Genomic DNA, 21,687 nt, shown 5'->3' on the forward strand with positions numbered 1-21,687 from the left:
CTTAAAAATATTTAGTCAATTCTTGATTTTTCGTTCCAACGTAAGTTGAAATATGTGCGTCAAAGGAGCATAAACAACATGTTTCACATATTATTTAACTCAAATGAAAATGATCGACAAAAAAAGTAGTGCATTGAAAATGATTTCATTCGCCTTCTTACTTACCGTTTTGTTCAGTGTTAGTTCTTGCAAAGATGATGACGATCCTGCTCCAGCAGTAGCAGCGCCAACAGTAAATGCAGCTACGGAAATTGCGGCCACCACTTTTAAAGTAAGCTGGACAGCCGTAACAGGAGCCGACAAGTACTTACTGGATGTTTCTAAAGAAGCTCACTTTGGTACTAAAGTTACAGGCTTTGATAAAAAGGAACTGACCACAACAAATGCGACAATAACTGGCTTGACTGCTAAAACGAAGTACTACTACAGAGTCTATGCTAAAAAAGGAACAGCAACTTCTGCAGCATCATCTGTAAAAAGTGCTACTACAATTGAGTAAACCTTAATAGTTAGATTCAATTTTCGAACACAAAAAGAGACTGCTTTTTACAGGCAGTCTCTTTTCATTTATACTTATACACAATTTTGAAACAGAGCTATTTTAGAGTTTTAAACTTCTCTTGTACAACTTCCTGTACAGGTCGGTTTTCGATCTTACTCTTTAGCCATGAAAGAATATCTAAATAGAGGAAAGGCCTACGCTCATAAAGATTCTCGTTCAATACTGCCAAGCGGTCATAAAGAATTTGGAACTCCTGTTTCAATTCATCAGGTTTAATTTTACCTGTTTTTCTTAAAAAGTTGAAAATCTCTTTTTGCACCGCCTGCTGATCGTTCATTTTTCCTATAAAATGGAAAGTAGACTTGATTTGGTACTCCAAATGAAAATCCTGACCATCCTCAAAGTGTGCAATCAGATTAAGAATTCTAGCAAAACAATGAATATCTTCCCTTAGGCTTACATCTTTAAAATAGACGATTTTGTTGAGGTAGAAAATGGCCTTTCGGTTGTTTCCGCACCCAAAATAGAGGGTTGCAATTTTGTAGTAGAAGAGCAATACTCGTTCAGGGTCAATTTTTCCTTCATATTCGCTCAGCTTTTTCAATAGCTTAGGCACCATCTGAGTACCTTCTTCAAAATTGCCCTCCATAAAAGCTTTGTTGATTTTAGAAACCCACAAAAACTTAAAAATTAGCACCTCGGTATTTAAATCTTTAACAATGCTTTTGTCTTTAGAAAGGTCTTCAACCTCTGAAAGTACCTCGCAAAAAGCTGAATAGTATTGAAGTTGAAACAAGGCAGTAAGCAAATTGCTATAGCTTTTGATGAACAAAGCAGTTTGCTTATTTATCATGTCTTCGTTCTGTTTAAACAGATCAACCAAGGCCCTAGAATGCTTATAGGAGTTGGGGAAATTCTGAACAATGTTATTGTACCAAACATGACTTTGATGGTAGTACATCTGCTCATAAAAACTTAAGCTGGAAAGTTCAACCGAAGGGAAATTGGCTTTAAAATAGGCTGAAACCTCGTTGAAATCGGTTTCATTTTTAGCATATCCCTTTTGAAGAAATAGGCTGTAAAGGTTAAGCGTGAGGTTCGATAGCTGATGTGTAGATAAAAGAATTTGCGAAGTCTGGTTTACTTCATTGGTCAATTCTCCCGCACGGCTTTCAATACTTCGCGTAATGTGCTGAGACTCAATCATTTTTTCAAACTCCATTATCAATAAAGCCAGCGCATGGTGCTTGGTATCCTTGGCCTGCGTTTTTGCCCTATCTAAAATCTTTAATGCCTGTCTGTAAAAGCCCTTATTGTATAGAAGTTTGGCGTGGTCTAGGCTTTCTCTCAACTGCATATCAGTATTATGACTAATATGAAAATGCCTTAAACTGGCCAAAATCTGTTTGAAAAGATTTGCCTTTTGATTAGAGAATTGTTCCTTCTTAATACTCTTAACTTTTCCTAAAATCACCTTGTCGTCATAGCTCTTCAGACAGTCCATGGCATCGAAGAGCTTGACAAACTTTACATCCTCAGAATTACCGCTACGATTAACGAACATTCTAAAATGTCGCTTCTCAGATTTTGTCAGCGATTTTATCAGCTCAAATAATGAATCCTGCTTTGGGTTAGCCATTGTAATTTATTCTTCTTAATGAATTGATATACAGTGATATAAAAATATAGAGTTCGCTATAAAAATAGTAGAAGCTCTAGCATCAGTTTTGGCCTCGCAGTAGGCGCCCACTAATTTTAATTAAGAATAAAGATGTATTAAAAGAATAAAGTACAGAGCCCAAATAAACAATGGATAGACAGAAAATACAAATCTTTGATACTACATTACGAGATGGCGAGCAGGTGCCGGGCTGTAAATTAAATACCAAAGAGAAACTGGAAGTAGCAGAAAGGTTAGAAGCCCTTGGCGTAGATGTAATCGAGGCAGGGTTTCCAATTTCTAGCCCAGGTGATTTTGAGTCGGTTGATGCAATTTCGAGACTGGTGAAAAACGCAACAGTTTGTGCTTTGAGCCGTGCGGTTGAAAAAGACATAGTTACTGCCGCAGAAGCCGTAAAACATGCCAAAAGGCCAAGAATCCATACAGGAATTGGTACTTCTGAATCGCATATTAAATACAAACTCAATACTACTCCTGAAAAGATTGTTGAACGCGCAGTAGCAGCAGTTTCTTTAGCGAAAAAGTATGTTGAAGATGTAGAGTTTTATGCGGAAGACGCAGGAAGAACCGATAACGAGTTTCTGGCACACGTATGTGAGCAAGCGATAAAAGCTGGGGCTACCGTTCTGAATATTCCAGATACTACAGGCTATTGCTTGCCGAGCGAGTATGGAGAGAAGATTGCCTATCTCAAGTTCAATGTAAGAGGTATAGAGAATGTAACCATTTCTACCCATTGTCATAATGACTTGGGCATGGCCACGGCCAATTCAATTGCGGGCGTAATTAATGGCGCTACGCAGATTGAATGTACCATTAACGGCATTGGCGAAAGAGCAGGAAATACTGCTTTAGAGGAAGTGGTGATGGTTTTACAACAACACCCTTACCTTAGAAAAACCACAGGAATTGACACTAAACAACTGACAGCCTTGTCGAAGTATGTGTCAGAAACTATGCGGGTTCCAGTGCAGCCTAATAAGGCCATTGTAGGCGCAAATGCTTTTGCCCATTCTTCGGGAATTCACCAAGATGGCGTGATTAAACGAAGAGACACCTATGAAATTATCGACCCAAAAGATGTTGGGGTAGATCACTCTTCCATCATTCTTACTGCTCGTAGCGGCAGGGCTGCCTTGGCTTACCGAATGAAAAATATTGGTTATGAACTCACCCGCGATGAGCTGGATGTGGTTTACGCCAACTTCCTTCAAGTGGCAGATAGTAAAAAGGAAGTTTTTGACGAAGACTTACACCAATTGTCGGATTTGAAATATCAAATGGCAGTTTAATATGGGAAAGACACTTTTTGACAAAGTTTGGGACGCCCACGTGGTGAAACAAATCGATGGCGGAACGGATGTTTTGTACATCGATCGCCATTTGATCCATGAGGTCACCAGTCCGCAAGCATTTTCGGAACTGGAAACAAGGAATTTGCCGCTTTTCCGTAAGGAGAAAATGGTGGCCACACCAGACCACAACATTCCTACAAAAGATCAGCATTTACCAATTAAAGATGCGTTGTCTAAACATCAGGTAGACCGCTTGTTAGAAAACTGCGCCAAGTTTGATGTAGAACTGTATGGTTTAGGGCATCCTTTTCAAGGTATTGTACATGTAATCGGACCAGAGTTAGGGATTACCCTACCGGGAAGAACCATGGTTTGTGGCGATTCTCACACTTCGACCCACGGAGCATTTGGCGCAATTGCTTTTGGTATTGGCACCAGCCAAGTAGCCCAAGTAATGGCCAGTCAGTGCCTTTTGCAATCAAAGCCTAAAACCATGCGCATTACTGTAGATGGTGAGTTGAATAAAGGTGTTTTGGCTAAGGATATCATTCTGCACATTATTGCTGAATTGACAGCAGCTGGTGGTACAGGTTACTTTATTGAATACGCAGGCTCTGCCATTCGTTCGCTTTCTATGGAAGCCCGAATGACGGTTTGCAATATGAGCATTGAAATGGGAGCGAGGGGCGGAATGATTGCACCTGACCAAACCACTTTCGATTACATTGAAGGAAGAGAGTTTGCACCAAAAGGCGAAGCATTCGAACAAGCCGTTGCCTATTGGAAAACCCTTCATTCGGATGATGATGCCATTTTTGATCAAGAGTATCATTTTGATGCAGCCGACATTGAGCCGATGATTACCTACGGTACCAATCCGGGTATGGGCATTAAAATCAAAGGCAATATTCCGGAGAAACTAGCAGCTTCTAACCAAGATAGCTACCGTAAGTCTCTTGATTACATGGGCTTTCTTCCGGGCGAATCACTACTGGGTAAAGAGATTAACCATGTATTTATAGGCAGCTGCACCAATTCTAGAATCGAAGATTTGAGGATTGTGGCTGACTATGTAAAAGGCAAGAAAAAAGCAGCACACGTTCAGGCCATGATTGTTCCGGGCTCTAAGCAAGTAGAAAAACAAGCCATTGCCGAAGGATTGGATATCGTATTGAAAGAAGCGGGTTTTGAGCTTCGCGAACCGGGCTGTTCAGCCTGTTTGGGTATGAACGATGACAAAGTGCCTGCGGGCGCTTACTGTGTTTCTACTTCCAACCGAAACTTTGAAGGACGACAAGGCCCTGGTTCTAGAACCTTATTGGCAAGTCCGTTGGTAGCTGCAGTTACGGCAGTCCAAGGTAAAATTGTTGACATCACTGAATTCTTGAATTGAGATGGAGAAAGTTGTAAAAGTACTTAGCAGGGCAGTTCCATTGCCTCATGAAGATATTGACACGGATCAAATTATACCAGCCCGTTTTCTAAAAGCCACATCCCGAGAAGGTTTTGGAGAAAACCTTTTCAGGGATTGGCGATATAACTCAGAAAATAGCCCCAAAGAAAGCTTTGTGTTAAATGATGCTACCTATGAGGGGAGCATTCTTGTGGCGGGCAAAAATTTTGGTTGCGGTTCTTCCAGAGAACATGCCGCTTGGGCGCTTTATGATTATGGTTTTAGGGTAGTCGTGTCTAGCTTCTTTGCCGATATTTTTAAAGGCAATGCCTTGAATAATGGCTTACTGCCTGTTCAAGTTTCTGAAGGTTTTCTTGAGGAACTTATGGAAACAATAAGCTTGATTCCAGATACTAAGGTAGAGGTAGACTTGGTAAATCAGTCCATTTCGTTCAATGGATTTGAAGAATCGTTTGAAGTGAATTCTTACAAAAAAGAATGCCTGATTAACGGCTATGACGACATTGATTATTTAGTAAGTATTAAAAATGAAATAGAAGCCTTTGAAAAACAGGCGGTAACAATATAATGGGAGTGAAGAAGAAAATAGGAGTGTTGCCAGGAGATGGCATAGGCCCAGAAGTGGTAGCAGAAGGAATCAAAGTGCTCGATGCAATTGCTTCCCGATTCAACCACCAATTTGATTATGAATACGCCTTGGTAGGCGCAGCAGCGATTGACGAAACGGGCAATCCATTGCCCGATGAAACATTGGCGATTTGTAAGCGATCAGATGCCTTTTTGTTTGGTGCCATTGGTCATCCTAAATATGACAATGACCCTTCGGCCAAAGTAAGACCAGAACAAGGTTTGCTTAAACTTAGGAAAGAGCTAGGGCTTTTTGCGAATATCCGACCAGTAACGGCTTATGACAGCCTTTTGCATATGTCGCCACTGAAGGTAGACCGTATTATGGGGGTTGACTTTGTGGTGTATAGAGAATTAACAGGCGGTATCTATTTTGGTGAAAAAGGCAGAACGGAAGATACCGCTTACGATCATTGTACTTATTCCTATGCCGAAGTTGAACGTATCGCACACTTGGCATTTAAGGCCGCCCAAAACAGAAAGAAAAAACTGACTTTGATTGATAAGGCCAATGTGTTGGAAACTTCTCGCTTATGGAGGGAGAAAGTAACCGCTATGGCCAAGGAATATCCTGATGTAACGCTCGATTGCATGTTTGTAGATAATGCCGCCATGCAAATGATTCAGAACCCAAAGCAGTTTGATGTGGTGCTCACCGAAAACATGTTTGGCGACATTATTTCCGATGAAGCCTCCGTTATTGGTGGCTCAATGGGGCTATTGCCTTCTGCTTCGGTAGGAAATAAAACTGCGATGTTCGAGCCTATTCATGGTTCATACCCACAGGCCACAGGCCAAAATATAGCCAACCCAATCGCCACAATTTTATCTGTAGCCATGCTTTTAGATCATCTTAATCTGATAGATGAAGCAATAGAAGTAAGGCAAGCGGTAAAAGCAGCACTAAGAAACGGGATGGTAACAGAAGATTTAGCAAAAGACCAAGGCTTTGGTACCGATCGTGTAGGCGATTTTATTGCCAATCACATTTTAGATGGTGAAGCCTCTGGCTCTCAAAACAACATTCAGGTCGGTCTCAGCACCATCATCTGAAACTGTTAGAAGTGGTTTGTTTAATTGTTAAGCCCCAATGCGAAAGCGTTGGGGCTTTAGTTTTATGAGCCTTTTTCTTTCCTTTAAAAAAAGCACCCTTGTGTAAAGCCTAATTCCCAAGTCTTCTTATTTTTGCTCTCGTTAAAACCCAAAGCTACTTTTGATATTAATTTTTAAGCTTTGGCAATTAAGAATCTGAAATTATGGGAAGAGCATTTGAATTTCGTAAGGGTAGAAAAATGAAAAGATGGGGCATGATGTCCCGAGTGTTTCCAAAACTAGCCAAAGCCATTACCATGGCCGCTAAAGAGGGCGGTGGCGATCCCCATATGAACTCTGCTTTGCGTACGGCCATCCAAAATGCCAAGGCACAAAATATGCCTAAAGACAACATCGACTCGGCCATTAAAAGGGCAACAAGCAAAGATGTTGAGGCTTATATCGAAATGAACTACGAAGGCAAAGGCCCTCATGGAGTATTGGTTTTTGTAGAATGCGCTACCGACAACCAAAACCGTACGGTCGCCAATGTGAAGTCATATTTTAATAAAGCAGGAGGCTCAATAGTGCCAAATGGTTCTTTGGAATTTATGTTCAGCAGAAAGTCGGTTTTTGAATTTTTGAAAACGGACGATATGGATTTAGAAGAATTGGAATTCGAATTTATTGATGCGGGGCTTGAAGAAATAGAAGAGTACCCAACGGAAGAAGACGAAGATCAAATGATGGTGGCCATTTATGGCGATTACACCAACTTCGGTCAGTTGCAAAAGGCTTTGGAAGAAAAAGGAATCGATATTAAAAGCGCCAGCTTAAAACGTTTCCCAACCACTCCGGTAGAGTTTACCGAAGAGCAAATGGAAGAAATTGACAAGCTGATTGACAAGATTGATGAAGACGATGATGTACAAGCGGTATACACTAATATCGCTGAATAAAAACATCGCTCATATTAAACCAAAAACTCCAACTACTGAAAAGTGGTTGGAGTTTTTGATTCAGGGTTCACCTTGCGGAATAATGATAGCTGCGGCAAATCACATGCGATAATTCACATTTAAATTATGGAATAAATTACTAATGCTATTGGACAGCATATTAAAAGAGTTCATGAATTAATACATGGTATTCGCATCATAGTTTAATTAATGATATTAAATTAATTTATATATCTTTATTACTTATGATTTTCAGAAAAGAATTAATCTGATTGCTTATGAGTGATAAAGCTAAAATATTAAAAGGCTATTATGACCTTTTTCCCTTTCATAGGCATCCGCTTTGGATGGCTATCAAGAATAAGGAATTATCAAAGGAGCAAGTGGTTAAAGCCGAAAGTCAACACTATCTTAGAACAAAAGCTGGCAAAACGCTTAGAGAAAGTGCTATGTCCCAATGTGCAAGTCTTAGTGCGGCTTTATGGGAATCAATTATTGATACATATTATGAAGAGTGTACAGAGGAGGATGGGACACCTACTCACTTAGATTTAGTCATTAGAATTTTAAGAGAAGGGGGGATTGAAGATGATAAATTGTCTTACATTCAGAATACTCCAGGAAATATTGCAGCAATATCTTTGTATGAAAATATTGCTAGCAGAGGTGCAGGATGTCATATTATTGGCGCTGGTATGGTAGAAGGGTTTTATGCTGATCTTTGTCCAACGATATTCAAAGCATACACCTCTTCATTTTATGGCTTCACTGAGTTTGCGGCAGAAACTTATTCAATACATGGAACTATGGACTTGGAACATGCAGAAAGGGCTTATGCGGTAATTGATGAAGCTGTTGATATCCATGGTTGGGATAAAGTAGAATCAAGTGTAAGAGATGCTTTTGTTGCAACAAGCCTTCATTATGATGGAATGTTGCAAGAAGCAACAGGAGAAAATAATTATTGGGATGGTAAAAGTTAATTTATGAAAGGATACATATATACTATGTTTCAAGGCGCAGACCCTGGAAATGGTTGGAAACTGAATGATCCAATATTTGGTAAGGTACCTACCTTAGGCGCCTGTATGCCAAACGTAAGAAGAGCTGTAGCTATTGGAGACCACATATTCTCTATTAGTGGTCGTGTTAAAAATGTCCAACAGTATATAGTTGGAGGGTTTAGTGTTAGAGAAAAAATCAATGCACTTGCAGCTTACGAAAGGTTGCCCGAAAACCGTATGAAAAAAGATGAAGATGGAAATCTTTTAGGTAACATCATTGCCGATTCAGAAGGAAATCATCTTGAGATAGACTACCATGATAATTTTGAACAGAGAATCAAGAATTACATAATTGGTGAAAAACCTATTTACTTTGATACAGAAAAAGAAATCATTCAGGCAAGAAATCAAACTTTGGAGGTCTTAAGAGATGTGTTCGACAAAAAAGGAGAAACAGTTTATGAGATTTTAGGTAGATGGAGAAAATTGAATGAAAAACAGATTGTTAAAATCGTTGATTGGATGGATCAAATTAAACAAAATTGAGTATGCTAAACTTGATTTTTGAGATTAGAAACTTTGGGAGTCTCAACATTCTTTCGGATAAGACAGGTATAACTTTGGATCGTTTAAAATCTCTTTCTGATGAGCTTTCTGAAGCTACTATGCTTGAAGTTCAAAAACTATCAAGTGTTTTAAAAATGTCCGTTGAGTTTCTAACCTCTGAAAATGAGAAGTACGAAAATCTAAATTTTTTATTTAGAAAGTCATTTCATGATAAAAGAGGGGATGCCTTGGCAAATAGATTCTCTCATCTTGTTGGGAATTCCTTTGAAATTATGGAAGAACAACATATAGACTATTCTTTACTTAGATCAATGATGGGTGCCCGTGAAAATTCTTATGAAAATGCTTTCCGATTAGCTAATCAGTTTAGATACATAATGGGTGATGAAAAGGGACTCTCACCACTTGTAAATCTTCCACAGATTGTGACTGAAAAGCTCAACTGTATTCTTTATGTAACGGATCTTGGAAAAGACATTGATGGAGCTTCAGCAGTTGTTGAAGGTATTCCTTTTATTTTCTTATCTCCGAGATTTAAACCAAGAATGTTGTTTACTCTAGCCCACGAATTAGGGCATATTCTAAATCACCACAGTTTAGAAAGTGATTTTGCATTGTATGATTCGAATTTGAACGCCATGTCCAGAACTACAAATTTAGACGAATCATTCGCTAATGCATTTGCTTCAAACCTACTTTTACCTGAAACAGGAGTGGGGGTAGCATTAAAAAAGATTGGTGATATATTTAAAATAAAGAACGAGCATCTAGGTGATATTGAAATTCTATATCTAAGTAGAATATATGGAGTCAGTTTTGAAGTTGCAGCTATGCGATGCGAAGATTTAACATTATTACCCCAAGGAGGGGCTAAATCTTTATATAATCACATAAAAGTTAACCATCATAATCCAGAACAAAGAGCGAAGCAGTTGAATTTGCCAGAAAGACCACAAATTAATTTCCCGCAAGTTTCTCCAAACTTGACCAAACTGGCGATTGAGAAAATAAGAAAAGGTACGATTTCTTTAGGAAAAGCCTCAGAAATACTTTCAATACCGATTTCTCACATCATGAATCAAAACTTATAATTTGAATTATGCCAGCTGTTATACTTGATGCATGCTCAGTTATAAATATGATTAATGCAGAAGTAATCCAAAAGTTAGAGGTAATAGACGGCTACACTTTTCATATTGGAAATTTGGTGTTAGAAGAGTGCCTTGATGAAGCTCAAAAAATCGTAGTCAGACAGTGTATATTAGATGGTGTGATTGAGCCAGTGACCAATGATTTAACAGTCCGAGAGTTTAATTCTATTTCCAATAAGTATGGTTTAGGAAAAGGGGAATCGGAGTGTATTGCTTATATGAAAAAAATTGGTGCAATAGTATGTACAGACGATAATAAGGCCCGTAGGTCAATTGAGAGAGACTTTGGCAAACCTTTCTATTTTGGGTCTTTATTTATTCTGAGAGAAATGGTTAGGCAGAACTTAATTAGTTGTGATGAGAGTATCAGAAGCTATGCAATTATGGTGATAAGTGGTGCTTTTCTTCCCCAAACAGATGAATCATATTTGTGCCAGTGAGCTTTTTATTGTCATTTTTGTGTGATTGCTTTCTCGGATTAACGAAGTCTGTACATACCATCGGCAATGAAGCCCTAACCATTACGCTAATGTTAAAATGATCGAATTACTTAATAGTTGGATAGGCCTTTTTGTAGCAATACTTTCCGGTATTGCATTGCTATATGGATTTTTTAAGTGGCTTAATTTGAATATACATTTAGCTCCTAAACAGGTGATAGTAAAAGATGGTAATCTCTATGGAGTACTTAAAGATGGAGCTCAAAGACAATTGACATTTTCAGATCTTGATTCTAATCCAATACTAATCAAGAAGAAACTAAAAGTTGTTTTCTTGAGGGGCCAAGAAATAAAGTCTCGTCAAAATTATATTCGTTATAAACTCATGGTTTTGGATTTAAAAAAGCTCGAAGAAAACGTGCTTGCTGATCAAAAACCATTCTTAGATGGTTTAGATAGGTCGTCTGAAATTTTATCCCCAATAGGGATGAAGCTTTCGCCCGATCAGTCTAAAGTTTTATTTGTTGTTGAAAAATACGTCACTTCAGGCCAGCTTGTTCAAGTTGATATTAAAACCCATGAATTCATTGAACTCTTTCCCGCTGAATTCTTTGAATTTATTTTGTCCGGAGAATACTCAGGAAACTTACTTGTTGGGGTCAGTGAGATTAGAGATAGAGGACGTGATATACATTATCATGTTTATGACTGGCAAGGAAAATCTCTACATCTATTTGAAAGTGAAGAGGAGTATAGGGTTTTTAGAGGTAAGGCTTTAATCAAAAAATAAACCTCTCTTTTAGGTTTTTGATATGTTATAGTTGTCTGTTGATCCTCACTTCTCCACAATCGGTTTACCATTTTCATAAATAGGTTGTAGATTCATGCATTCAACAAAACTCAAAAGCATGCATCAATTTTTTCAAGCCCCATGGCCTAAATCACTCAAGTCTTTTTTTGTACTTTTCGCCTTTGTTTTTGCCAATACTGGCATGGCGCAAAAACCACTTACCGTTGCCGATTATGGCCAATGGGAAAGCCTTGGTTTCAGCAGTACCTTTTCAAATGATGGCAATTGGTTCCTTTACGACATCAGAAGAAACAATGACAAGAATGAAATCAGGCTTCATCATTTAACCGATAACACATTAAAAGTACTTCCCGAAGGAAGTAGAGCGCAATTTTCGGCCAATAGCCAGTGGTTGGGCTATTTTATTAACCCCACAGCCGAAGCCCGAAAGAAAAGTAAGAAACCGCTCCGCAGTCAGTTCAGGTTACTGAATTTAAATAGCACAGATAGTCTTACAATAGAAGATGTGAACGCCTTTTCATTTAGTGATGACAGCCAGTTTTTGGCCATGAAACATTATACCGCTTCGGGCAAGAAAAGCGATGGTGCAGACTTGATTGTTAAAAACCTTCAAACGGGCAAAGTATTCAATTTCGGTAATGTGTCGGACTTTGCTTGGCAAGAAAAAGGAAGCCTTTTGGCCATGATCATCGATGCCGATGGCAAAGCCGGAAATGGCGTTCAGTTGTTCGATGCCAAATCCAGCGTTTTGCAGATATTAGATAGCAAAGAGGCCGTTTATTCTGGCTTGAGTTGGAGAGAAGAAAGTGACGATTTGGCGGTTTTCCGTTCCTTCAAAAACGAAGACTATGAAGACAGTACGCAACATATTTTAGCTTGGCAAAAACTAACTACAAAAGCACCAGTGGCTTCTGTCTTCGATCAAAAAAGCATAAGCGACTTTCCTGCGGACAATCGTGTAGTGAATAACCGTTCGATCACTTGGTCGAAAAATGGGCAGTCTATTTTCTTCGAAATTAAAGCATGGGAAAAGAAACCTGCGAAGGTTGAGGCCAAAGAAGAAGAAAAGAAGGATAGTCAAGATTTAACAGATGAGGCGCCCGCCTTACAGATTTGGCACAGCTCAGATGTTCAGGTAATTCCAGAACAAGAGCAATTGGCCAGAAGAAGGAGAGAAGACCAATACCTCTCGGTTTGGCATTTGTCCAACAACAAGTTCGTGCAATTGGCCAATGAACTGACCGAGTCGGTACGTTTACAAACCGATGCTACAATTCTGATTGGTTCCGATGCCACACCTTATGAGCGAGAAGCCATGTTTGGTCGTGGAAATATAGATGCCTACACCATAAACATCATGACTGGAGCGCGCGAGAAAATCCTGACCAAGGTCAATTATATTTTTGCTGTAAGCCCCGATGCGCAGTTTGTACCTTATGTAGAAGGAAAGGATGTGTTTGTTTACAATATCAAAACCAAATCGAAGAAAGTCCTTTCTGAAGGCTTAGATGCTTCATTTGTGAATGAAGACGATGATCACCCAACACCAGATAGAAGGCCTTATGGTTTTGTGGCTTGGGAAAAGAAAGGCACTTCATTTTTTGTGCATTCTAAATTCGATTTGTGGCAGTTCTATACCAATGGTTCAAAACCAAGAAAAATAACAGACGGGAAGTCAGAGCAAGTGCGCTCAAGATATGCCTATATCGACTTTGAAGACTATGTAGATGAAAAAGAAGACATGTATTTGAGTCTGTTTGGTACAAAGAGTAAAAAGTCGGGGTATAGTATGGTTACTCCGGGTAAATCGGCCAAACGTTTGATTTTTGATGATGCACGTGTAGGGCGATTGAATAAAGCCGAAAACGCAGAACGTTATGCCTATTCCATTGAAAGCTTTAGCGATTCTCCAGATTACTTTGTGGGTTCAGGTGCATTGACGGATGCGAAGCAAATTTCAAACACCAATCCATTCCAAAGCGAATATCAGTGGGGTAAATCTGAACTGGTGGAATACACCAATGCAAATGGACAGAAATTGCAAGGTTCACTCTTTTACCCTGCCAATTACGAGCCGGGCAAGAAATATCCGATGATTACTTACATCTATGAATTGCTTTCAGATGGCATCCATTCTTATGTAGTGCCTTCGCAACGCAGTTATTATAATAATAGCGTATTTACTCAGGAAGGCTATTTTGTGTTGATGCCCGATATCCTCTTCGATGCAGGTGACCCAGGAATTTCTTCGGTAAGAACAATGGAAGCTGCGGTAAAAACTGTAGTAAATATGGGTTTGGTAGATGAAAAGAGAGTAGGCCTAATTGGTCATTCATGGGGCGGTTATCAAGCGGGATATGCCGTTACTCAAACCGATATTTTTGCAGCCAGCATAGCAGGAGCCGGGCTCACTAACCTGACCAGTATGTATGGTATGATTGCTTGGGCCTTTGGCGGAGCACCAGAAAATGAGCACTTCGAAGTAAGTCAAGAGCGAATGGAAGTGCCTCCTTATGTGGATGTGGATCGCTATATCCGAAACTCTTCTGTTTTCAATGTTGAGAAGTTGAACACGCCATTACTCTTTGAAGTAGGAGATAACGATCAGAATGTAGATTGGAGACAAGGTATAGAGTATTATAATGCTGCGCGAAGGGCTGGAAAACAGTTTGTTTTGCTGGTGTACGCCAATGAAGGGCACGGATTGAGCCAAGATAAGAACCGATCGGATTATCAGATGAGAATTCTGAAATGGTTTGGCCATTATCTCAAAGGCGACCCGATTGAACCTTGGATTCAGCAGGGAATCCCCTACGAAACCCAGATGAAAAACCTAAAAAACTGGAAGAAGTAAACCGTTCAAAACCCTCCAAAGGAGGGTTTTGAATTGTAGACTTGAAAAGATGCTTACAGCATGACGAAGTGTTGAATATTGTGCAATTGATGTTTTTTGACCAGATAAACTTGCTGCCCAGTCATCCCTGTAGGCCCCGAAACTTCGTGGGTTTTTCAGTAGTACAGAACAGACCATTACCGCAGGTTCTTCAATTTATCTGTCCTTTGCGCTTCTTCGCGTCCTCTGTGGTTAAACCCCATTTTTCATTTTGGCACGTTTTTGGGAAAGTACCCTTGTACAACCAAATGAACTCAAAATGAAAAAAGCATTACTCGGTCTAAGCCTACTCTTTCTAATATCCAGTTGCGATGTTGTTTATGTAGAAGAAGCTCCAATTGATTCAAGAGACCTCTTTACTGGTCGGTTTGAGGTAGAAGAATACAGCGAGACTTATGATGAATTAACACTATACGATATGCGTATAGTAAAAAGTGGCGATCCGTACAGTAACGTGATCTACTTAAGAAATTTCTATGGTGCAGATATTGAAATATATGCAAACGTTTATGGTGACGAATTAAGAATCCCTCGTCAAACGGTAAACGGTTACCTCATTAAGGGTGTTGGACATGTAGAGTATAGTGACATCGTGCTCACTTACTCTGTAGAAGATCTTAGGAGTAACAGCTATATTGATTTTTGCAATACAGTAGCCTACCGAAGATAATTGTTGTTTTGAGATTGACCGGGGCCGGCTTTCCGTTTGGAAGTCGGCTCTTTTTTTGTCTTTTTCACGAAGGTGCAGTCAATTTATCAATTGCTAGTTGTTTGTAATTCAAGGCTTTCAGAAAAATTAGTTGCATTAAACTCTAAAAAAGGCGCTTTGTCAGATTCTCAGTGGCCAACTACCAAATAACCCGTCAATTACACCGCTAATCCAAAATGATCTAGCTACCTTTGCGGCTCATTTAACAAAGAATTATTGAATAATTTTAGCAAACTAGGACTTTCTCAATCCATTATTGAAGTCCTTGATCAACTGGGGTTTGATACTCCAACCCCTGTACAAGAAAAGGCCATTCCAATGTTGTTGCAAAATAACCCAACAGATTTTATTGGATTAGCTCAGACGGGTACAGGTAAGACAGCTGCATTCGGACTCCCATTGATTGACTTAATCGATTTGGATGATCCTACAACTCAAGCCATTGTAATGGCTCCAACACGTGAACTAGGGCAACAAACAGCGCAACAACTGGTAAGTTTTGCGAAAAATAATAGAGCCCTTAATATTGAAGTGGTTTATGGTGGTGCGGCCATCATGGGCCAAATTAAGGCGCTAAAGAGACCAACGCAGATTATTGTAGCAACACCGGGTCGTTTGATCGATTTGATCAAAAGAAGAGCGGTGAATTTAGAGAATGTAAAATATGTCGTGCTCGATGAAGCAGATGAAATGCTCAATATGGGCTTTAAAGAAGACATAGACGAAATTCTTTCTTATACGCTAGAAAATAGAGTGACATGGCTTTTCTCGGCTACTATGCCGAAAGAGATCAGAAGAATTGTTAGCAAGTACATGGACAACCCATTGGAGGTTGCCGTAAACACTGAGCAGAAGAGTAATGTAGACATTACGCACAAGTATGTAATCACTAAAGCTTCTAACAAAATACCTTCGCTTAAGCGTTTCTTAGACATTCAGCCAGACATGCGAGGTATTATGTTTTGTCGTACCAAACGCGAAACACAAGAGATTGCTGATGAATTAGGCCAAATGGGCTACGGAGTTGAGGCACTTCACGGTGACCTTTCTCAAGCACAAAGAGATGCCGTAATGAAACGTTTCAAAACGCGTTCAATGCAATTGCTTATTGCTACTGATGTAGCGGCAAGAGGTATTGACGTAAACGATTTGACACACGTGCTTCACCATTCTATTCCAGATCAATTGGAAAGCTACACGCACCGAAGCGGTAGAACAGGTAGGGCAGGTAACAAGGGAACTTCATTGGTTTTTATTAATCCTAGAGAAACTCGAAAGATTACTGAGCTTGAAAGACGAATCAAAGTAAAATTTGAACGTATTGAAGTGCCAACTTTAGAAGAGATGAAGTCGAGCAGAATTAATAGCTGGGCGAATTTAATCATCAATACTAAAGTAGACGACCAAGCAGATAGTATTTTGAAGACAGTGAGTGAGCGTTTTAGCGATTTAAGTAAAGAAGATTTACTTAAGCGTTTGATTACCACTCAGCTGGATCATATCATGACCCCAGATGAAGATGCCAACTTGAATGAAACCCATGGTGGCTCACCTGGAAACCGTGATAAGAGCGGGTTTAATCGTTACTTTATCAATGTAGGAGAGATTGATGGCATGACCAATGCCGACATCATTCACTTCCTGTCAGACGTATCAGGTGTAGATAGAAAATTCTTTGGCGATCTTTCATTACAGAAGAACTGTTCTTACTTCGATGTAGACAACACCAAGGATAAAGGTTTTGGCGAAAGCTTTGAAGGAACCGAAATCCAAGGCAGAAGTATTCGTGTGAACCGCGATGAAGATGGAAGACCAAGACAAAGAAGAAGTGACTCCTTCAACAAAGGAGGCGGTTACGGTGGTGGTAGCAGTTATGGTGGCGGAGGCCGCGGCAAACGCCCAGATCGTGACAAGCGCCCTGACAGAGATAAAGGAAGACCAAAAAGAAGAAGAAGATTATAGAATTCTTAAAACCGACATTGAAAACCTGCCATTTTTATGGTGGGTTTTTTTATGTTTTGCGGTTGTTAAACCACGAGCTTAGAACTTAAATGGCTTGAAAATCAGTGAATTCAATAATTTATTTTGCCGTTTACAACTCTCTGAGCGAATTAATGGGCTATTTCTTTGCCGATTAATTAAAAAGACATAAAAGATCAACTAATTCAGTATCTTTGCCACTGTAAAAATTTAATGACCCTTCTCAATTATCTCTTTGTTCTCATCTAGATTAATTTAATTCGGTTTTTTTACGACATAGTTAAGACCTTCTCGGCTTACGGCCGTTATAAGATAAAAAATAAGATTTGGCCTTATAAAAATATGGATTTGAGTGCCACTTTAGTTTACGCTAACTCAGAACCGCTTTAATAACAATGATTAATTAATAATGCAAGGAACAGTAAAATTTTTCAATGAAACCAAAGGTTTTGGATTCATTACTCCATCAGACTCAAGCAGCGATATTTTCGTACACGTTTCAGGTCTAGTTGACGAAATTCGTGAAAACGATAAAGTTGAATATGAAGTAGAAAGAGGCAAAAAAGGATTGAACGCAGTTAACGTAACTGTAATCGACTAATCCCTTTTAATACCTAATTAAGAAAGACAAATTATATACTTAGAATGGTTTTGGTGTTGAGCCAAGCCACTGAAAAACCTCAGGGTAATTCAATCTCTAGTATGTGATTTGTTTTTTTATGCCCTTTTGTGTAGCCTCTACCTATCAAGGCTTAACCTTGTGATAGCTGTTAAATAGCATTATAATCACAAGAAACCCTATCCCTGTCAAAGCAGGAGGCAGCATCGAATTCATTACACCTAAGTAAATCATTATCAAAGCGATTACTGCCAGTACAATTTGGAGTGCTCTTTTCATTTTTCTCTATTTTTGATTAATGTATTCTCGATATAGTTCCGAGCTTTCTTCTCACTTAACCTCTGAGCATATTTAAAGTTCGGATTCCTCTTGTCCACTTCATCTAATCTCAATTAATCTTCTGCTTAAGTTGGGGGATATTTTGCGTAAATTGCCGATTAAGTCAAAAGTCTTTCTTTAAAAGCTTTTTGTCACAAAACGAGGGGTTGCAACCCTTTGAGCAACAATAATTATATGAAATTCGAAGAATACCGCATTGCCGAAGGCATTAAAACCAGTATTGAAAAACTGGGTTATAAAAAACCAACCGATATTCAGTACAAATCTATTCCCCCAATTTTAAAGGGAGAAGATGTATTGGCCATTGCCCAAACGGGTACAGGTAAAACTGCGGCTTTTGCCATTCCAATTCTTCATATTCTTCAGGAAAGAAAACTGGGCAGTCGCCCCGATGGCGTAAAATGCTTGGTAATGGCACCTACTCATGAGTTGGCCTTACAGATTGATATGGCTTTTAAAACCTTGGGCAAGCATACCCGAGTGGTGAGTTTCTGTATTCATGGTGGGGTAGACCAAGAGCCTCAGATTAAGCAATTAGAAAAAGGAGTAGATGTGTTGATTGCCACGCCAGGTCGTATGTTCGATTTGGTGAGTCAAGGTGCGCTGAGTTTAAAACGAGTAGAAATTTTGGTATTGGATGAAGCCGACCATATGCTCGACTTAGGCTTTATTAAAGACATTCGTGATTTGATGAAGCACTTGCCGAAGAAGCGTCAAACACTCTTTTTCTCAGCCACTATTAATGAAGAAATTAAAGACTTGGCCTATTCATTAGTGACCCGAGCAATTCGTATTCAAATTTCCCCCAAAGACCCCGTTGCCAAAAACATTGAGCACTCCGTTGCTTATATAGAAATGGACGATAAGCGTTTCTTTTTAGAGCATTTTATTAAGCAGCATGAAGATCAAAAAATCCTCGTATTTGTACGCACCAAAGTAAGAGCAGAAAGAGTAAAGAAAGCCATGGAGCGTGTGCAGCTAGAGTCCGATACCATTCATAGCGACAGAGAACAAAAGGAAAGAAAATCAGTAATGCAACGCTTTAGATCTGGAGACTTAAAAGTACTGATTGCCACTGATGTAAGTGCAAGAGGAATTGATATTCCTAATGTGGAATATGTAATCAATTACGACATGCCAGAGACGGCTGAGAATTATGTTCACCGTGTGGGAAGAACCGGTAGAGGAACCCAGAAAGGGCAAGCGCTTTCGTTTTGTGCCGAAGAAGAAAAACCAGTTTTGGCCGAAATTGAAGAGAATTTAGGTAAGCCCATTCAGCGCATGGAAGTGTCGAATGCAGACTACCAATACACTTTAGATATATCGGATGCCAAAGCGAATAATTGGCAGCAGTTAATTAAAGATGCTGACAAGGAAAAAGCTGAATTTGACGCCAAGAGATCGAAGCGTAGAAAAAAGAAGCGCTAAAGGCTATTAAACGAATTAGTACAACGAATTGAAGAACGCAAACGCTCATGCAAAACAATAACCAGATCAAATGCCCTAATTGTGGAACGAGTATCGATGTGCAAGATATTCTCTCTCATCAGTTAGAAGATGAGATCAAGCAGAAATACCAAGCGCAACTGGCCCAAGAAAAACAGCGGTATCAATCTGAAGTTGAGACTTTGAATAAAGCAAAAGAGGAGTTTGAGCTAAAAAAGAAGGAGGCTAATGAACTTTTCAAAGAGCGACTTGATAAGCAATTGCGCGAAGAGCGCAAGGCCATGGAGGAGAAGTTGAAGCACCAGCTTAAAGCTGAGCAATTGGATCAATTTGAAACACTTCAAAAAGAACTTAACGAGAAATCAGAGCAAATAAAAGAGCTTAATCGCACAAAAGCCGAAATTGAGAAGCTGAAACGTGAAAAATCTGAACTCAAAGAAATAGCCGAAGCAGAGGCTCAGAAGAGCCTAAATGAAACACTGTTAACCGAACGTGAGAAGATCAAGAGGGCAGAGGAAGAAAGAAACGAACTTCGCTTTAAGGAATTACAGAAGCAATTAGAAGACCAAAAGCGCTTAACAGAAGAAATGAAGCGTAAGCAGGAGCAGGGCTCTATGCAGCTTCAAGGTGAAGTGCAAGAACTGGCCATTGAAGAATGGTTGATGGGGCAATTTCCTTTAGACAGTATTGAAGAAATTAAGAAAGGAGCCAGAGGTGGCGATTGTATTCAAGTAGTAAACACCCGTGCCCGCCAGAATTGCGGAACCATTTATTACGAAAGTAAACGCACCAAAGATTTTCAGCCCAGCTGGATCGAAAAATTCAAAGCTGATATCCGTGAAAGAGGAGCCAATGTAGGCGTTTTGGTGACAGAAGTAATGCCTGCGGGAATGGACCGTATGGGCTTAAGAGACGGCATCTGGATTTGTAACTATGACGAATTCAAAGGCCTTTGTGCAGTACTGCGTGAATCCATTGTGCAATTGAGCATGGCGGTAAGCTCTCAAGAGAACAAAGGCGATAAAATGCACATGCTCTATGATTTCCTTACCAGCAATACCTTCCGTATGCAGGTTGAAGCCATTGTTGAAGGCTTCACTTCTATGAAAAATGGTTTGGACAGCGAGAAAAGGGCCATGCAACGCATCTGGAAAGAACGCGAAAAGCAGATCGACAAAGTGGTAACCAATACCATCGACATGTACGGCTCAATCAAAGGCATAGCTGGCAATGCCATTCAATCGGTAAAGGCTTTAGAGTTACCGGGAGAGGGAGAAGACCAAGAACAACTGGAGCTATAAAGGTCCAGTCTGTCTTAACCAATGAGGGCAGGAGACAGTTTTATACACAATGCCCAGAATAGTCATCCTGTAAGGATCTTTTTCAGCAACATAGAAGTGGGATTTGACTTATGTAACGTGAAAGGATTCTTGCAGAATGACTTACTAAACATGCTTTTTTACTCCAAGGAATGTAGGGTGGTGAATCATCTCAGGCTTGTTGGTGAAGAACACCAACAAGGGCCGGAGAGAGTTTATAATAATTACGTTTCAACAGCAAATGCAGAAGAGTTAAAAAAGAAAAGCCAGTTTAGACATCGTCTAAACTGGCTTTTTAAACTCTACTCTAACCTTAGTTACCCTTTGGTTAACTGCACGTTGAGCAACAGTTTGACATTGTCGCCAACCACAACACCGCCAGCTTCAGTGACCATGCTCCAGGTTAAGCCAAAATCTTTACGGTTAATGTTTCCTGTGATTTCAAAACCAGCTTTGGTTTGTCCGTAACCATCTACCATTATTCCACCGTGCTCTACAGTCAATTCAATTTGTTTAGTGGTGTCTTTAATCGTCAAGTCACCTACTAACTTATAATCATCACCTGAAGTATGTTTTAATACTCCTTTAAAAGTCATGTTAGGGTGGTTCTCTGAATCGAAGAATTCAGCGCTTTTAAGGTGTGCATCACGATCGGTTACATTGGTGTCTATACTGGCAGTAGCAATACTGAATGAGGCATTGGCGCCATCAAAATTGTCTTCTGTTGTTTCTAAACCACCTTCAAAGCTTTTAAAGGCTCCTGTTACAGTGGAGATCACTAAGTGTTTAACTTTAAATTGAACCTCACTGTGCATAGGGTCAATATTCCATGTGGTTTTTGCTGATGTTGTCATATTCTTAATTGTTTTAATTTCTAGTTCAATGGGTAAACTGTATGT

Annotated in this window: 19 protein-coding genes; 17 read left to right on the forward strand and 2 right to left on the reverse strand. The window is 39.6% G+C overall.

What is annotated here, in order from left to right; genetic code table 11:
- Window positions 1-109 precede the first annotated feature (109 nt).
- Entirely contained in the window at window positions 110-499 is a 390-nt protein-coding gene (locus AAC026_RS14390; protein ID WP_339609375.1) for a fibronectin type III domain-containing protein, read from the forward strand.
- A 97-nt stretch (window positions 500-596) separates the two neighbouring features.
- Here the strand turns inward: AAC026_RS14390 and AAC026_RS14395 are convergent, their stop codons facing one another.
- A complete protein-coding gene (locus AAC026_RS14395) occupies window positions 597-2,141 on the reverse strand; it encodes a hypothetical protein (protein WP_339699339.1) in 1,545 nt (514 codons plus the stop codon).
- 170 nt (window positions 2,142-2,311) lie between these two features.
- Between AAC026_RS14395 and AAC026_RS14400 the strand changes: the two genes are divergently transcribed.
- From AAC026_RS14400 to AAC026_RS14475, 16 genes are all read left to right on the forward strand, one after another.
- Window positions 2,312-3,475, forward strand: a complete 1,164-nt coding sequence (locus AAC026_RS14400) for a 2-isopropylmalate synthase (protein ID WP_339699342.1) — start codon at window positions 2,312-2,314, stop codon at window positions 3,473-3,475.
- A gap of 1 nt (window position 3,476) precedes the next feature.
- On the forward strand, window positions 3,477-4,871 hold the full coding sequence (leuC, locus tag AAC026_RS14405) for a 3-isopropylmalate dehydratase large subunit (RefSeq protein WP_339699345.1): 1,395 nt from the start codon (window positions 3,477-3,479) through the stop codon (window positions 4,869-4,871).
- Between the two features lies 1 nt (window position 4,872).
- Window positions 4,873-5,460: a 3-isopropylmalate dehydratase small subunit gene (gene leuD, locus AAC026_RS14410; RefSeq protein WP_339699348.1), complete on the forward strand. Its 588-nt coding sequence runs from the start codon at window positions 4,873-4,875 to the stop codon at window positions 5,458-5,460.
- A 5-nt stretch (window positions 5,461-5,465) separates the two neighbouring features.
- On the forward strand, window positions 5,466-6,572 hold the full coding sequence (leuB, locus tag AAC026_RS14415; RefSeq protein ID WP_339609732.1) for a 3-isopropylmalate dehydrogenase: 1,107 nt from the start codon (window positions 5,466-5,468) through the stop codon (window positions 6,570-6,572).
- A 203-nt stretch (window positions 6,573-6,775) separates the two neighbouring features.
- A complete protein-coding gene (locus AAC026_RS14420) occupies window positions 6,776-7,510 on the forward strand; it encodes a YebC/PmpR family DNA-binding transcriptional regulator (RefSeq protein WP_339699351.1) in 735 nt (244 codons plus the stop codon).
- 278 nt (window positions 7,511-7,788) lie between these two features.
- The gene (locus AAC026_RS14425; RefSeq protein ID WP_339699354.1) at window positions 7,789-8,493 is read left to right on the forward strand and encodes an iron-containing redox enzyme family protein; all 705 of its coding nucleotides are present in this window, start codon (window positions 7,789-7,791) and stop codon (window positions 8,491-8,493) included.
- A gap of 3 nt (window positions 8,494-8,496) precedes the next feature.
- Entirely contained in the window at window positions 8,497-9,060 is a 564-nt protein-coding gene (locus AAC026_RS14430; protein WP_339699357.1) for a hypothetical protein, read from the forward strand.
- Window positions 9,061-9,062: 2 nt separating this feature from the next.
- Window positions 9,063-10,172 (forward strand): ImmA/IrrE family metallo-endopeptidase, encoded by a 1,110-nt coding sequence (locus AAC026_RS14435; protein ID WP_339699361.1) that lies wholly within the window; start codon window positions 9,063-9,065, stop codon window positions 10,170-10,172.
- 8 nt (window positions 10,173-10,180) lie between these two features.
- On the forward strand, window positions 10,181-10,672 hold the full coding sequence (locus AAC026_RS14440) for a hypothetical protein (RefSeq protein WP_339699364.1): 492 nt from the start codon (window positions 10,181-10,183) through the stop codon (window positions 10,670-10,672).
- Window positions 10,673-10,769: 97 nt separating this feature from the next.
- Window positions 10,770-11,462: a hypothetical protein gene (locus tag AAC026_RS14445; RefSeq protein ID WP_339699367.1), complete on the forward strand. Its 693-nt coding sequence runs from the start codon at window positions 10,770-10,772 to the stop codon at window positions 11,460-11,462.
- Window positions 11,463-11,580: 118 nt separating this feature from the next.
- Window positions 11,581-14,337: a prolyl oligopeptidase family serine peptidase gene (locus AAC026_RS14450; RefSeq protein ID WP_339699370.1), complete on the forward strand. Its 2,757-nt coding sequence runs from the start codon at window positions 11,581-11,583 to the stop codon at window positions 14,335-14,337.
- Window positions 14,338-14,635: 298 nt separating this feature from the next.
- The gene (locus tag AAC026_RS14455) at window positions 14,636-15,046 is read left to right on the forward strand and encodes a hypothetical protein (RefSeq protein ID WP_339699373.1); all 411 of its coding nucleotides are present in this window, start codon (window positions 14,636-14,638) and stop codon (window positions 15,044-15,046) included.
- Window positions 15,047-15,301: 255 nt separating this feature from the next.
- A complete protein-coding gene (locus AAC026_RS14460) occupies window positions 15,302-17,047 on the forward strand; it encodes a DEAD/DEAH box helicase (RefSeq protein WP_339699376.1) in 1,746 nt (581 codons plus the stop codon).
- 424 nt (window positions 17,048-17,471) lie between these two features.
- Window positions 17,472-17,666: a cold-shock protein gene (locus AAC026_RS14465; RefSeq protein WP_053224098.1), complete on the forward strand. Its 195-nt coding sequence runs from the start codon at window positions 17,472-17,474 to the stop codon at window positions 17,664-17,666.
- A gap of 531 nt (window positions 17,667-18,197) precedes the next feature.
- Complete coding sequence (locus AAC026_RS14470; protein ID WP_339699379.1) at window positions 18,198-19,451, forward strand: DEAD/DEAH box helicase; 1,254 nt, start codon at window positions 18,198-18,200, stop codon at window positions 19,449-19,451.
- A 47-nt stretch (window positions 19,452-19,498) separates the two neighbouring features.
- Window positions 19,499-20,770: a DUF2130 domain-containing protein gene (locus AAC026_RS14475; protein ID WP_339699382.1), complete on the forward strand. Its 1,272-nt coding sequence runs from the start codon at window positions 19,499-19,501 to the stop codon at window positions 20,768-20,770.
- A gap of 335 nt (window positions 20,771-21,105) precedes the next feature.
- Here AAC026_RS14475 and AAC026_RS14480 read toward each other — a convergent pair whose 3' ends face one another.
- Window positions 21,106-21,642: a YceI family protein gene (locus tag AAC026_RS14480; protein ID WP_339699385.1), complete on the reverse strand. Its 537-nt coding sequence runs from the start codon at window positions 21,640-21,642 to the stop codon at window positions 21,106-21,108.
- Window positions 21,643-21,687: the final 45 nt, after the last annotated feature.

The sequence above is a fragment of the uncultured Roseivirga sp. genome (assembly GCF_963973945.1).
GTDB lineage: Bacteria > Bacteroidota > Bacteroidia > Cytophagales > Cyclobacteriaceae > Roseivirga.